10 protein-coding genes are annotated in these 14,035 nt (G+C 62.7%); 4 read left to right on the top strand and 6 right to left on the bottom strand.

Features of this window, described 5'->3' with window-relative positions; genetic code table 11:
* Positions 1-38: 38 nt before the first annotated feature.
* From AC1ME3_RS16455 to AC1ME3_RS16440, 4 genes are all read right to left on the bottom strand, one after another.
* Positions 39-863 (bottom strand): retropepsin-like aspartic protease, encoded by an 825-nt coding sequence (locus AC1ME3_RS16455; protein WP_480955860.1) that lies wholly within the window; start codon positions 861-863, stop codon positions 39-41.
* Positions 864-879: 16 nt separating this feature from the next.
* Positions 880-1,665 carry a pepsin/retropepsin-like aspartic protease family protein gene (locus AC1ME3_RS16450; protein WP_480954035.1) on the bottom strand — a complete coding sequence of 262 codons (786 nt, stop codon included), beginning with the start codon at positions 1,663-1,665 and terminating at the stop codon, positions 880-882.
* Positions 1,666-1,823: 158 nt separating this feature from the next.
* Complete coding sequence (locus AC1ME3_RS16445; RefSeq protein ID WP_480954034.1) at positions 1,824-3,269, bottom strand: hypothetical protein; 1,446 nt, start codon at positions 3,267-3,269, stop codon at positions 1,824-1,826.
* On the bottom strand, positions 3,266-4,102 hold the full coding sequence (locus AC1ME3_RS16440) for a DUF5694 domain-containing protein (RefSeq protein ID WP_480954033.1): 837 nt from the start codon (positions 4,100-4,102) through the stop codon (positions 3,266-3,268). Before AC1ME3_RS16440 ends, AC1ME3_RS16445 begins: the two co-directional genes overlap by 4 nt.
* A gap of 207 nt (positions 4,103-4,309) precedes the next feature.
* Here AC1ME3_RS16440 and AC1ME3_RS16435 point away from each other — a divergent pair, with 207 nt between their 5' ends.
* Entirely contained in the window at positions 4,310-5,374 is a 1,065-nt protein-coding gene (locus AC1ME3_RS16435; RefSeq protein WP_480954032.1) for a serine hydrolase domain-containing protein, read from the top strand.
* A gap of 181 nt (positions 5,375-5,555) precedes the next feature.
* Here the strand turns inward: AC1ME3_RS16435 and AC1ME3_RS16430 are convergent, their stop codons facing one another.
* Positions 5,556-8,528, bottom strand: coding sequence for a VIT domain-containing protein (locus tag AC1ME3_RS16430; protein WP_480954031.1), 2,973 nt, complete (start codon positions 8,526-8,528; stop codon positions 5,556-5,558).
* Positions 8,529-8,730: 202 nt separating this feature from the next.
* Complete coding sequence (locus AC1ME3_RS16425) at positions 8,731-11,064, bottom strand: TonB-dependent receptor (RefSeq protein WP_480954030.1); 2,334 nt, start codon at positions 11,062-11,064, stop codon at positions 8,731-8,733.
* A gap of 270 nt (positions 11,065-11,334) precedes the next feature.
* On the opposite strand from AC1ME3_RS16425, the gene def reads away from it, so the two are divergent.
* From def to AC1ME3_RS16410, 3 genes are read left to right on the top strand one after another with little or no spacing between them, the layout of a single operon-like run.
* Positions 11,335-11,877, top strand: coding sequence for a peptide deformylase (gene def, locus AC1ME3_RS16420; protein WP_480954029.1), 543 nt, complete (start codon positions 11,335-11,337; stop codon positions 11,875-11,877).
* On the top strand, positions 11,877-13,169 hold the full coding sequence (locus tag AC1ME3_RS16415; protein ID WP_480954028.1) for an APC family permease: 1,293 nt from the start codon (positions 11,877-11,879) through the stop codon (positions 13,167-13,169). The genes def and AC1ME3_RS16415 overlap by 1 nt, the downstream gene beginning before the upstream one ends.
* Positions 13,166-14,020: a TauD/TfdA dioxygenase family protein gene (locus AC1ME3_RS16410; protein ID WP_480954027.1), complete on the top strand. Its 855-nt coding sequence runs from the start codon at positions 13,166-13,168 to the stop codon at positions 14,018-14,020. The genes AC1ME3_RS16415 and AC1ME3_RS16410 overlap by 4 nt, the downstream gene beginning before the upstream one ends.
* Positions 14,021-14,035: the final 15 nt, after the last annotated feature.

The following is a 14,035-nucleotide window of genomic DNA, read 5'->3' as shown; positions in this document are numbered from 1 at the left end:
TACCCAGAGCCGAACGCCGACCAGTCCAAGCAAGTATGTCATTGCGCCTTACCGATCCACCCGCGGCCAGATCCCAAATCGAGCGTCAGGTCGCGCCTGCCCATCAGTTGCATGCCGATATTGCCGTCCATGATCATATTCGGAAATACGCGTGCTTGCCCGGTAAATACTACGTCGCGCGTGATCGTCGCGCTAACCGGCTGAGCCGTCCGAATGTCCGTGCGTAAGCCCAGGAGCGGCGCGATCTGCGGCGACACGAAAGTGGTTGGCCCTGCGTTGGCAGAGTCCAGTTCCATCCAGGCACGACCCCGGGGAGTGTTCACCCCGATGTTGACGTCGAGGGCGGCACCTTCTGCTCCCCGCACCAGCCGAACCGGCACTTCGAGACCGGACTTCATACGCGCCGCGAGGGAGCCCGGTGTTTCGATCACGATCTGGCGACGAGCGAAGCGAATAGTGATGATACGGCCAGCGAAGAGGTCTAGTCCGATCGAGCCGTCCAGCCTGGCAGTGTCGGCATCGAGCTTGCCGAGATCGTAGACGATCGTTGTCGGTGCTGTGTAGGCATGGTTGCCCATTTTAAAAGCAACGTCATCGCAGCGTGGTAGGTCCAGTCGCTCTCCTGTCATACGAAACGCCGTGACGTTGCCCCAAGGTTCGCAGCCAAGATCGCGGGCCAGGGCTGGCGTAATCATTGTCACCCCCTCGCCGGTGTCAAACAAGAAGGTCCGCTCGCGGCCGCCAACCGATGCCTGAACAGTGAACTGCTTACCTTGAAAAAGCTCGAGGCTTATCGTTTGTGGGCCGCGGTCTTGCGATGGTCCGGCGGGAAGGGCGGCGAGCAACGCGCCCATCATCAACATTTTCACTAGCATCCCCTTACCCCGCAGGCTTCACTGGCGGCGGGGTCCCCATGCCGGCGGGTGCTGCAACGGCACTGCGCTTGAGCCAAACCCGTCCTTGAGCGAGATCCATGGTGACCACCCAATCTTTAAGAAACGGCATGCCAAGGTTTCCATCGATCACGATGTCGGGGCTGAAGATCATCCCGGACGCTTCGACACTGGGAGCGATCTGAAAGCGGCCTTGTTGCGGCCCCTCGCCGGTAACCTTCTTCAAGCCAAGTAGAGGAAGAAGTTTTGGTGCAACTAGGATCGTGCCGCCATTGCCACTGTCCAGCTCAAGGCGCGCCGGTCCACGTTCGGTGGGGACGTCAACGAACACAGAAAGCGCCAGGCCGCCAATCTCACGAGCCAAATGAGCAGGAAGCTCTACCGCGTTCGCTTTGCGCCCAGCCTCGCTTTCACGTGTTTCCAACGTGAGCTCGCGACCTGCGAAATCGATGGTTACAGTGCGTCCGGCGAATGCGTCGAGGGCAAGCAGACCATCGATCGGTGTGTCGGGAGACCCCACGTCCATGACGATTGCAACAGGGCTCAGTAGGGTTTGGTTCTTCCAATGGATTGCAACATTGTCGCATCGTGGGGCGGTGATCTTCGTGCCGGTCATGTGAAACCCGGTGATTGATCCCCAAGGTTGGCAGTCTATCTCCTTTGCCAGCGCTGGTGAGATCACCGTCAGTCCGCCTGCAGTGTCGAGTTGAAAAAGTCGCTCCCGTCCGGCCACCTTCACTCGTGCCGCTACGCCTTTGCGGTAGCTTTCCAACGGTAGCCGAACCGGACTCGTTGGGGCAGCATTCGCTCCAGACGCCACACTAATGAGCAACGCAGCCGATAATAGCGTTTTCAAAAGAATGCCCCTTTTACCGTGGGATGCCCGACCATCGAAGTAATCGAATAGACGATGCATTTTACTATTTAAGGCTAAAGAGCGGTGATCCAGCGCTCGAGCTGATCGGTATTGCGCATGTCGCCGGTGTAAGCATGTACCGGCCTGGCCGGGACGTTCGAACCGCGTTTTCTGCCGCGATACACCTTCATCGGAATGACGGCCCGGGCAAACCCGCTAGGTAAAGCGACTTGCCGTACGTCCATATAGAGCGAGTCGGCGCTCGTCTCCTGCCCGACATGAACGCCACCTAACGCGGTCCATAGGTCGACCGCATCAAGGCATGCCGAGCCGCATCCCCAGTCCGTCAGCACGAACACACGCGCTTTCAGCACGGGAGCAGCGCCGGTCGCCGCTGCTTTTGCTTCGTCGGCATCGATTTCACGCCAGAGCGCCTGCCCGAGCGCGCGGGCAGATGTCATGCCCTTTGTTGTACGAGCGGCCCAGTCTTTCGCCGCCTGCGAGACATCCGTGGAATTCTGCCAGGCGGTACGATAGCCTTCGAGCGTGGCGATGTTTCCAGCCGAAGCGCGCCAGTCAACGCCTTCCGATCCTGATGGAAGCGCATTCACCGCAGCCTGGCCCCAGAGGATAGCTGCAATCTGATACGACCAGTCGGACGATCCACCGCCATTGCCTCGAAGGTCGAGCACGATGCGCGGTGCCGCTGCGACCGCGAGGGCGTCCTTCCTCATCGATTTGATGATTGGCGTTAGGGACTTGGTATCAGCGCTGTCGGGGTCTCCGTTGAAGCCGGGGAGCGAGAACCAGCGCGTGCCGTCAGCAAACGTTCGAGCCGCGAACTCCGGACGCGCCCGCGGTGCAGTAGCGGCAAAACGTGCGTCGAAGTCTGCATCAGGCAGATCGCGCCAACTGAGCGTCACGTCCTTTAGTTTGCCATCAACCTTGAAGCGGCAGCGGACTGGACGCTTGATGTAAGGGTTGGCGGCGTCAAGGAACAACCGACCACCATTGGTCGCTCGTTGGCTGATCAGTTCCCACCTGCCTCTAAAGGCGCCGACGTTGCGGGCAGCCAAGTGTTCGGCATCAATGCCATCGCAGCTTACGAGTACTGCTCCGAGCGGTAGGGGAGCGTCATTCGCTCGGGTCATCACGACCTGACGTCCGGTGCCTTCAAAGCCGGTCAGGAAGCCGGGCCAGCGGATCGGCAGGGCGGCTGGCTGGTCAAGGTCTAGGGCGACATGTCCATCGTTGAAGCTCGCCACGTAACCGCGCATCGCCCACAGATATCCCGGGTAGTCTCCAACGGTTGCAGCCCGACGCAGGGCCAACGCCAGACTGGCATCATTGCGACGCGCAAAGCCGGGGTCGAGTTTGTTGTAGGGACCAGGGTGATTGTCGGCGATCTGGTCGTGATAAGCCTGGGCGTCTGCCCGCAAGGTCGCTGCCCAGTCGCGGGGCACGTTGGTCGCACCGATCAGCAGAACCGCCGCTGGTATGGCAAGGAGCGACAGGTTCATCTCGGCGCGGCCAGTTTGCTCGCTGCCTTCTCAAGATAGGGCCTGACATCAACCGAACTGCAGCCCGGCGTTGTTGAGGCGAAGTGTCGCAGCCAGTACCCGTGACCAGACCCATACACGACGAGGATGCGATCGCCTGGTTTGGCCACGTTGATAAGCTTTGCGAAGATCTTCGCATTGCGCAGATACCACATGGCATTCAGATCTGCGCCAGGTTGCTCGTTACCGTCGCCAAGGCGGAGCAGGGAGTAGTATAAATCCTGTCCACCCATTGGCGTAGAGGGGTCGTTATAGCGGATCAGCATCCGCGGTATGCTGGTGGTTGCCTGCTCAGCCTCAAACTTCTTGGCAGACGCCTGGACCGTCGCAAAGGCGGCGTCGAGATAGACCTGCTGCCCGTGAGCTTTTGCATAAGCTTCGACCCGGCCGATCGGGAAATAGTCCGGTTCACCCTTGTCGGGTTGCTCGTCGATACCTTGAACGGACCGAAGGCCGGCGCGAGCAGCGATGCGGTAGCCGATCTGGGTTGTCTCGTCCCGGTCGGTCTTGAGCATTTTTGGGGAAAACGTTGCGAAGTCCGTCACATCGTAGGTCGGGCCCGGGCGTTGCGCCTCGACCATGACCCGCGTCGGTTCAAACTCAGCGATGGCATCAGCCAGTGCTTCCAGTTCGCGCTGGCGCTGCGGCGTGGTGACATCGTCGACATGGGCATTCACCTTGTCACGACCAGGGTTGCCGAAATGATAGCTACCCAGCACCATCACTTGGACAGGTTGCTGTTGTGCAGCGGTCACAGCAGGCGTTGCTGCCGCAGCGAGTATGGGTAGCAGCATGCAGGAGGCCTCCTTGGTGTGGTGCTCAAACAATACACGTCGAACGGCAGCTGTCTATCTGGATTTGCTGCATTGGACGCTACTGTAGATGAGGTTGGTCCGACAGCTGGCAACGACACCAGTCCCGGAGTCGTTACGTTTGTGAGCAGGCCGAGTTAATTATATCCCCTGTTGATCTCATGCCCTAACAATCCGCCAAGTCAGATTATGATGGGGCGAGGGCAGTTGAGAAGACGTAGCTTCCTCATGGGTGCAGCGGGGGCCGCTTTATCAGGCGCTGTGCGTGGAGCGAACGTCATACCCAATGGAGCGGTGGGCCTCACATGTTCGAAGGCGGGCGTATCGGGAATCATCTCGCAGGGCGAAGATGGCGCAATTCTCGATCCGTCGTTCCGTTGGCACATCGGTTCCAATACCAAGGCGATGACAGCCGCCCTATACGCTCGCTTGGTCGATCGCGGACGGTGCCGATGGGGCGCAAGCGTACCTAGTCTCTTCCCCGCAATCGCATCGCATCCTGCTTGGGTCGACATACGTGTCGAGGAACTATTAAGTCATTCAGCAGGCCTAACCGATACCTTCGTTGACCCTCGGTGGTTGGACGCGAGGCGCGCCGATCCAAAATCTGCCAATGAACAACGGCGCGATCTGGTTGAGCGCGTTCTTAGCAGTGCTCCGCCGGAAAGGCGGGGTGTCTATCGCTACGGCAATCTGAACTACGTGATGGTGGGCGCAGCTATTGAAGAGGCGGTCAACGTTACGTGGGAGGAGGCGCTGCGGGGCGAAGTTTTCAGAGCTTTGCATATTGCCGAAGCGGGGTTTGGGGCACCTCCCCGAACGGGGCCGTGGGGGCGGGAAGCTAATGGTGGCATATTGAAACCCATTGACCCGGCCCTTGGTGAGGCTGACAATCCGGCGGTACTATGGCCATCCGGCGGCGTACACATCAGCGCCTCGGGTTACGCGCAATTCCTGGCCAGTTATTTGGGCGGCGGGCCACCTTTTCTTCGTACAACGACGCTAAAGCACTTGCTTACCCCAGCCCAGCCGGATTTGGGCTATGCCGGGGGCTGGAGCCTTGACGGACCATCCGACTCTCCGGCCAGCAGACTAACGCACGATGGGTCGAACACCCTATGGTTTGCGAGTGCGATTATCGACCGCAAGTCCGGTCATGGGTACGGGGCGCTTACCAACTGCGGCGGCGAACGTGGGGTCGCAATTACATCGCAGATCCTCGAACGCATCTCCCTCAGATCACCAAGCACCTAGCCAGATCAAAGGGCGGGCCGATGAATGAGTGTCCGAAGATGGGAACCGTCTTAGTACCGTTGAATGGCGGCTTGTGAGTCAATGCGCCGACATTCGTCAGGCCTTCGCGAATCCCTCCTCGGCCACATGCGATCTACAGGTCGTTTTGCCCGCGCTGGAGAGCTCGTCTCGCCAACGCGGGTTATCTTCCGACCCGCAGGGTCGCCACTGGCTTCGTGTCATCTTCGTTGTCCCGATCCCGCCCGTTCTGGAACGATAGGTCGAGATCGACCAGTTCCTGCGCCTCGCTAGCGCGCGCGAAGTTGCGTTGCAGGCGGATCAGCACGTGACCGGGGCCGTTCGGATTGAGCCGGTCGGCGTCGTAGCCATTGATGCGCACCCGGTACGGACCGGCCGGGGCGCGGCGGATGGCGTATTCCTCCGGCCCATAGCCGTCGGTCATGTCGTTGGATATCTGCCCGCCGGCGCTGCTTCGCTTGTTCGAATACATGACGCGCTCGCCATTGGGCTCGTCGATCCAAAGGTCGATGTCGGCGTCGTCGGCGGTCCATTCGATCACGATGCGCGCATCGGTGTCGGTCAGGCCGACGAGGCGCTTATCGAGCGTCCAGCGCCCGCCTGCTGCCTTGATCGGCACGACAAGCGCGTTCGCCTCCATCAAAGCGATCACCTCTATTCCGTCGAAGTCGCCCGACGCGGGGTTCAGGGCGGTGTCGACCAAAAGCTGGAATGCGCGCTCCAGGTCGCCTCGTCCCGCTCGGCCGGCAGCCCTGCCACGGGCCGCGAGCGCCAGCGCGAGGTCGCGGTCCGGCTGGGGCCGGAACTCCGCATTGGCTGCGGCGAGCTGCTCCGTGAGCTCGACGGCGCGATCGAAGGCACGGTCGCGCTCGAGGCGGAAGGCAACGATCTGACGCGTCTCGTCGTCGCTGCTTGGCAGTTCCAGGGCGGACAGCAGCAGCAACGCGGCGGTGGCCGCATCGCCCTTCAGCCGGAACCACTCTGCCGTATCGAGGTAGAAAGTCGGCACGGAACCGTACTGACGTTCCTGCTCGAGGAGCACGGCAAATCGCTCGGCGGGGGCGCCATTGTCGAGCGCAGCGATATAGGGGCGCCTAGCAATCAGGTCCGCCATGTCGAGCTTTATCGCAACGGGAGGCGGCTCCTGCGCGGTCGAAAGCAGATCCTGGCGGACGGCGCTGGTGACGACGATGTCGCCTGATCCGCTCTTCTCGGCGACAGGCGGGGCGGGTGCCGCGATCATGCGCGGCGGCGTCATGACAGCCGGCTGGCCCGGTTCGGACGTGGGCGAAGGAGGCGACGGTGCCGGCGGCGGAGGCGGAGGGGGCGGAGGAGGGGCCATATCGCCTACCTCGTCGCGGCGCATGCGTTTCGCCTGATCGCGGGAGGCCGGCACGAAGCGTGTGTTCCACCATGCGCGTCGGTCGCGCCACTGGCTGAGTACGAAGTCGAGCCGCGCTTGCCGGGCATCGCGACGCGCGTTGTCCCGACCCCGCTTGGCCTCACCATATTGCGCCAGCCATTCCTTGCTGAAGCCGTCCGGCGGGGTCAGGTCGGCGCGCAGATACTGGTCGGGGCGCTCCAGCACCAGAAACGACATGCCGGGGCCGGCGACCTGATAACGGCGTGCAGTGTTCGCCATTGCGGCGTGTTGTGCAGGGTCGTCCGCGAGCTCTGCGACACGCGCCGCGGCCCAGAGCGCCGCGGGTCCCTCGGCGGCGATCGATGCAGCCCCGACACTGTAACGCCGCTCGCCACCGCCGCTGAGCCGCACCACCACGTCCCCCGCAGCCGGCATTGGCCCCACGAGAAGCCATTGGCCCGGACTGGTCGGCATGGCGCGTGCGTCGATCCGCCGTCCAGCCGCGTCGCGGACAGAGACGGGAGTCGCTTCGCCCGCGCTGAGGCTGGCCAGGGCCTTGTCCTCGCCGCCGGCTGCCAGGCGGACGACGGCGCCGCCCGTGCGCTGTGTTAGCCGCCCGAGCCGTGCGCCGTTTGCGCTTGGTGCGGCGGTAAGGGCTGCGAGCCGACAATCGGGCACAAAGGTGGCGCCGCGATCGATCGTGACCTCTCCGTCGGACACCAGCACGCATTGCGTTGCCGCGGGCAGCGCCAGCGCATCGAGCCCGGCGAGCGAGGTGCCACCGCGATAGGTGACGTGGCCAAGCGCCGTCCGCAGTGCAGCAGCGTTCGCGACCGTCGCGACCTGTGGCCGGTCGCTCGCGAAAGTGATGAGGTCGATGGCAGCGGGCGCGGTCCGTTCGGCAAGGCGCACCAGCACGTCTACCTCCAGATCGGTCCGGGCCGCGCGGTGGGAGAGCGAGCGGTCCCAATAGACGCGCAGCCGTCCGCCACGCGCCGACGGCTTAGGCTCGCCCGTTGCGCGGTCGGCGATCGCGAAAAAAGCCTGCCCGCCCGGATGGTGCGTGACAACCATCGGTGCGGTAACCGCGCCGCCGGTAATCGTCAGCCCCTCACGCACCACCGCACGGCCGAGCATAGCTTCCCCCCGCCAGCTCTCACCGCTCCGCGTCAGGCCGAGTGGCTGGCCGGCGAAGCGGACGGAGGGCGCAGTGGCATAACGGTCGGCATTGACCGCCACCGTTACCCGCCCGATCGCCGTGTCGCGCGCGAACGGCAACACCAGCCCCACGGCCGGGTCGAACGCCGCGACGAAGGTCAGTCGGAAGCGGCGGGAATGCGCAGCGTCCACGGGAAAGATGCGCGTGGTGAATCGGTTGCCGACGACCTCCGCCAGCCCGGGATCAATGCCCGCACGCACCTCGTCCTCATAGACGTTGCGTGCCTTCGGCGCCTCGAGCAACTGGCCGGGGATCATCCTGCCGCCGACGTCGAGCGCATAGCCGGTAACGACAGCATCGGCGGGAAGCGTCAGTGCGAGGTTCGCCTCATGCCCGTCCGCGTCGTCCGAGCCGATTAGCATCTCGACCGAAACGTCGGCGATGCGGCCGACGAGGTGCGTGCGCACGTCGAGTGCGTCAATGCGCAGGTGGACCGCCGGTCCATCGTCGCGCCGGATACCGCGCTCCGCCTCGCTCAGCGTCGGATTGCTCTGTGCCCAGGATGCGGAGGACAGGGTGGCGATGCCGAACGCCAGCATCATGAAACGAGACACGGTGCTGCTCTCCCTCAACCTAACAGCGAGACTGGCAAGCTTTGCACCTAGGAGCAACCAGGTGAGCAGTTAAACTGAACGGCTGGACATGAACGAGTGTCTGAAGCTGGGAACGCTGCAGCCGTTGCCGAACGACCGCTTCTGGGTCATGGAACATCGCGGTTACTTGGCGAGCTCGGTCCGGGCTCGTCGATATCCCCCCTTAAAACCGCAACGAACTTTCGACACCGAACTCCTGCGGCCGACCGGGTGTGTAGCGATCGATGCCAAAGCCGCCGAAATACCCCGTACGGGCCTGCTGCGTCACCTTGTCCAAGACGTTGGTCCCGTAAACGCCGATCCGCCAGCGCCCGTCAGCGTCAGGCGAATAGTCGAGCCGGAATCCAACCAAGGCATAAGCCGGCAAGCGGCAAACATAGTCGGCCCCTGACTGGCACGCGGGCTTCTTGCCAATACCGCGGACGTCGACACTGGGTGTCACAAGCCCACCTCCAACATGCAGATCATAGGCTACGGCCGCGCTGTAGGTGTATTTCGGTGCGGAATTGACCGGCGTATCGAGCGTTAGCGTTACGGCGTTCGGGCGAATGCTGTCATAGCCCTGCGTCAGATACGAGACGTTGCCCCGTACCGTCAGATCCCGCACCGGCCGCAGCACGAATTCGCCTTCGAACCCTGCCTCGTGAGCAGACGCCGCGCTCTGAACCTGGCGCGTAGAGACGTTGCCGACCAAGACGTTCACGCTCGCCTGGATGTCGGTGTATTTCTGATAAAAGCCGGAGAGGTTGATCACCGCCCGCCGGTCGAGAAGGTCGAGCTTCACGCCGGCTTCGTACGACCACAGCTTTTCGGGGTCGTAGGAAGACGGGAAGCGTCCATCGGCTGAAGGGCCGCCCAATTGCTGGTTGAAGCCGCCGGAATTGTAGCCGTGTGCGGCAGTTAGATAGGTGAAGACCGTGTCGGACCAGCGATAGGAAAGCTGAAGCTTCGGATCGAAGCCGTCCCAGTGATCGGTATCGCGCGCTGTGAATGGGGTACCACCGCAGTTGGCGATCCCTCCGAGAAAGTCCCCGTTGAAATAGCCGCACTGCGTCGGCACGCCGTTGTAGAGGAACGTGTTCTCCCGGCCGGCGAAGAAGACGTAGCTCGAGCCCGTCTTGCGATCATAGGTGTAACGCCCGCCGAGAGTCGCCTCCAGTTTCGGCGTGATCTTGTACGACGCCTGCGCGAAGACTGCGTAGCTGCGATACTTGAGCGAGGCGTCGTAGACGTAGCCAAGCGGATCGATCCAGTCGGGTCCGGTATCCTGTAGGAAGTCCGTCTTCTGCTGGAAATAGAAGGCGCCTGCGAGAAACGTCAGGCGGTCGTCCAGAATGGTGCCCCCGATCGTAAGCTCCTGCGTGAACTGCGTGCTGCGAGTGTCGTCATACTCTGCGTAGATGTCATTCGGAGCGTCGTTCACTGGCGTGTAGAACTGGGCGTGCGAGCGGCGATACGCGGTAATCGAATGCAGGGCGATGCCGCCGCCCAGATCATAGCCAAGACGGCCGTTTAGTGTCGTTGCGTCGGTGTCGTTGAAGGGGCCACGGCCCGCATAACGAGAGATACCGCCTGCATCGCCACCGCGCGCGATGTCTGTCGCGGCCGCGCTCGTAGGCGCAAGGAGAGTAGCGCCGCCATAGACGGTGTAGTCCTTCCCCAACACGGGATAGGCCGTGCAATAGGGGACGGCGTGCAGGGCATCGTAGTTTTGGATGTATCCCGCCGTGGAAAGGCAGCCGACGGGTATGGTCACGCCGCCATCGGTCTTCGACCGGTTATACTCACCGAGCAGATCGATCGTGAGGGGCCCGCCCTTGTCAACACGCAGCTGAAGGCGGCCCGACTGACTGTTGACGTTCCCGCTGCGGTCGTCGTCCAGAACGTGCTTGATATAGCCGCGTACGCTCTGCGTGCGAAAGCTCGCCCGGGCATAGACGCCATCGGTCAGCGGCACGTTGACCGCACCCTCGGTATCGATCCTCCTGAAGCTGCCAGCGCGGACCTGCGCATAGCCTTCGAACCGATCGGTCGGACGCTGCGTCGTGAGCAACACCGCGCCTGCCGTCGTGTTCTTGCCAAACAGCGTTCCCTGCGGGCCCTTCAGAACCTGCAGCGACGCGACGTCGTAGAAGTAGAGATCGTTGCCTTCCTGCCGGCTGACGTACATCTCGTCGACGTAAAAGCCGGCCTTTGTGTCCGAATTCACCTGATTGAAGGTCTGCCCGATTCCCCGAATGGTAAAGCTGGTGCCGCCCGACAGCAGGGGTACCAGTTCGAGATTGGATACGGCGCCGCGCAGATCCTGGAAGTTGCGAATGTTCTGCTGGATCAAGTTCCTGCCTGATAGGACCGTCGCGGAAACCGGCGTGGTCAACAGACTCTCTTCCCGGCGGCGTGCGGTGACCGTGATCTCGCCGACGTCGTCCGTAGGGGCGGCTTTAGCCGCGTTAGGCGACTGCGCGATCGACTGCGCGGTAACTGGCGAAGCTGCCATGCCTGCAATCAATGCAAGCGCCGAGAGCGCGCGCGTCGTCGATGACGGATGTGCTGCCATGATACCCCTTTATGTCAGCGTTTGCCGCTGCTTGCCCTGTATGACGATATCCCTATGCTGACAGTGGGGATTGTGGACAGAGCTTTTGTTTTGCGCTGCATCGCTCGGCTTTCGGTGCCTTGCATGGCATGATTTTCACCCTGCAGATCAGGTTGCAGGCAATCGAGTGGGTGAGGGCTGAGAGATGGTCACCAAGCTGGTGGTGTTGCTGTGATCAGGCCGATCTTGAAGATGGGGGATCCGCTCCTTCTCCGCATTGCGCGGCCGGTGGTCGACCTCGCCGACCCGAAGTTAAGAAAGCTTATTGCTGACATGCACGATACGATGGCTGCGGCAAACGGCGTCGGCCTGGCAGCGCCGCAGATCGGGGTTGAGCTGCGCGTCATGGTCTTCGGCTTCGACGACAACCCGCGCTATCCAAACGAACCGCCGGTGCCCATGACCACGCTGATCAACCCGCAGGTCGACACCCTGACCGACGAGACCGAAGACGGGTGGGAAGGATGCCTGTCGATCCCGGGTCTGCGAGGTTCGGTGCCCCGCTCGACGCACATTCGTTACCGTGGCATCGGCGAGGACGGTCGCGAGCTCGTACGAGAGGCCCGGGGTTTTCACGCACGGGTCGTCCAGCACGAGCTCGATCACCTGAACGGCGTGCTGTATCCGCAGCGGATTGCCGACATGACGAAATTCGGGTTCACCGACGCTTTGTTCCCCGACAGCGGCCTGGCCGCGCTCGAGACGGATCGGTGATGAGATCGGGTTCGAAAGACGCGAATGAGGTCGTCAGTCCAGACCGGGTCAGTCTTGTTCGCTCGCTCGGGCGGTGGGGGCTGACGGCACTTACAATTAATTGCGTCGTCGGCGCAGGGATCCTCGGACTGCCAGGCAAGGTCTATGCGCTCGCCGGCGCCTCCACCGGTTGGGTCGTAGCCGGTGCCGCCATCCTCGCCTTAGCCGCAGCGCTATGCCTTGCGGAGCTTGGCAGCCGCATGGACGGAAGCGGGGGCCCTGTCGAATATTGCACGGCGGCCTTCGGTCCGGTTGCGGGGTTCGCGGCGGGCTGGCTATTGTGGGCGGCGACCGTCTTGGCTGCAGCGTCTTTGCTCAACCTCTTCGCAACGATGGTGGCACCTGACGCACACACCATGATAGTGGTCGGTACGGGACTGGGACTGACCATCCTGACCTGTGCAGGCATGGGGCGCTCGGCAATCGCGAGCGGTGCGTTGACCGTCCTCAAGCTCGGTTTGCTGGCGGGGGTGGCCATCGCTGGCCTTACCGCGTCGGCGGCTCCCGCTACCTTACCTACTACAGCTGCACAGCCCGTAACGGCGCTGATCCTGATGTTCTTCGCATTCGTCGGGTTCGAACGGCCAACCGCGGTCGCGGGTGAGGTGGTAGACGCGCGCCGCGCAGTTCCGTTCGCGCTGCTTGCCGGTATGGCGGTGGTCACCGCGCTGTATGCAGGCGTGATCGCCGCATGCTGGCGCGGCGTGCCGAGCCTCGCGCTGAGCGAGCGTCCCGTCGGAGATCTGCTCGCCCGCTTGTTCGGGAACGAGGTTGCGCGTGGCGCCGAGCTCGCCGCAGCGGTGATCGTGCTCGGTACGCTCGTCAGCCAATGGATCACGGCGCCGCGCCTTATGCTTGCGCTGTCAGAAAGCCGCCAATTGCCGGCGATATTCGGCCGCATCGCGTCAGGCAGGGGGACGCCGGACGTGGCTATCGTAACGACCGGCATCGTCGCCGTTTTTCTGGCGCTCGGAGGCGATTTCGTCACGGGCATCGCTGCGTCAAGCGCATCGCGGTTGCTGATCTTCATGGGGTGCGCTGCGGCGCTGCTCCGTCTTCGTCGCCAGCGCGGCATTCCGGAAGCGCGCTTTCACTTGCCGCTTGGAGCGGCAGTCGCCACCTGCGTGATCCTGGTGTGTGGGGTGCTGCTCGTTGTGGCATCGGCCGAGCTTGCGCGGCTGGGTGTTCTGATCGTCGTTGGAGGATTGCTTTGGCTGATATCGAACGGGAAACGCCGGTTCCAGCGGGTGTGACCGACACTACGGGCCTATCGGTTGCGCCATCCGGTCCGGTCCTGGGTGCGGAGATCTCCGGCTTGGGCATCGACGGATCGATCGATGCCCAAGTGGCGGCGACTCTTCGTAATCTGCTGCTGCACTACAAAGTCCTGTTCTTTCGAGATCTCGATCTCACCCACGAGCAGCATCTAACGCTGGCCAGGGTGTGGGGTGACCTCGAAGGGCATCCGGTCATCAAGCATGTGCCGGGATATCCCGAGATCCTCGACATTCGCGGTTCGGAGGGACGCGTCGAGGACAACGCCGGCAACCAACGCTTCCAGACGCTCGACAAGTGGCATGCCGACGTAACCTTCCGCGCCGCACCCTCGATGGGGGCGGTGCTGCGGGCACGCGAAATCCCTAAGATCGGTGGGGACACGTTATGGGCCGATGCCGCCGCGGTTTATGCGGGGCTTCCCGACGAGGTGAAAGCGCGGATCGCAGGGCGGACCGCGACGCATGACCTGCTCTTCGATTTCGGCGATCGGATCGCGCTCGAGCGACGGGCGGCGTTCGCTCAAGAGTTTCCGCCACAGCACCATCCGATCGTCCGCGTGCACCCTGAGACGGGGGAGAAGGTCCTGTTCGTCAACGCGAGCTTCACCAGTCAGATCGACGGGATGGATGAGGCCGAGAGTGGAGAGTTGCTCGGGTATCTGCTCGATCGGTTCAAGGTGCCCGAATATCAGGTTCGCTTCAGATGGTCGCCGAACGCGGTCGTCATCTGGGACAATCGAGCGACGCAGCATTATCCCGTCGCAGACTATTGGCCTGCGCGCCGCAAGATGGAACGCGTAACGATACGCGGTGACATTCCGGTCTAAACGCTTCTTCGCTTC

It is taken from the genome of Sphingomonas sp. BL2 (assembly GCF_056680015.1).
Note: the sequence above shows the minus strand (reverse complement) of the source record. Positions and strands in the feature narration are given on the sequence as shown.

Coding starts and splice junctions, on each gene's coding strand:
- AC1ME3_RS16455 (WP_480955860.1), bottom strand. CDS start 863: ATGTTGATGATGGGCGCGTTGCTCGCCGCCCTTCCCGCCGGACCATCG.
- AC1ME3_RS16445 (WP_480954034.1), bottom strand. CDS start 3,269: ATGAACCTGTCGCTCCTTGCCATACCAGCGGCGGTTCTGCTGATCGGT.
- AC1ME3_RS16440 (WP_480954033.1), bottom strand. CDS start 4,102: ATGCTGCTACCCATACTCGCTGCGGCAGCAACGCCTGCTGTGACCGCT.
- AC1ME3_RS16435 (WP_480954032.1), top strand. CDS start 4,310: ATGATGGGGCGAGGGCAGTTGAGAAGACGTAGCTTCCTCATGGGTGCA.
- AC1ME3_RS16425 (WP_480954030.1), bottom strand. CDS start 11,064: ATGGCAGCTTCGCCAGTTACCGCGCAGTCGATCGCGCAGTCGCCTAAC.
- AC1ME3_RS16415 (WP_480954028.1), top strand. CDS start 11,877: ATGAGATCGGGTTCGAAAGACGCGAATGAGGTCGTCAGTCCAGACCGG.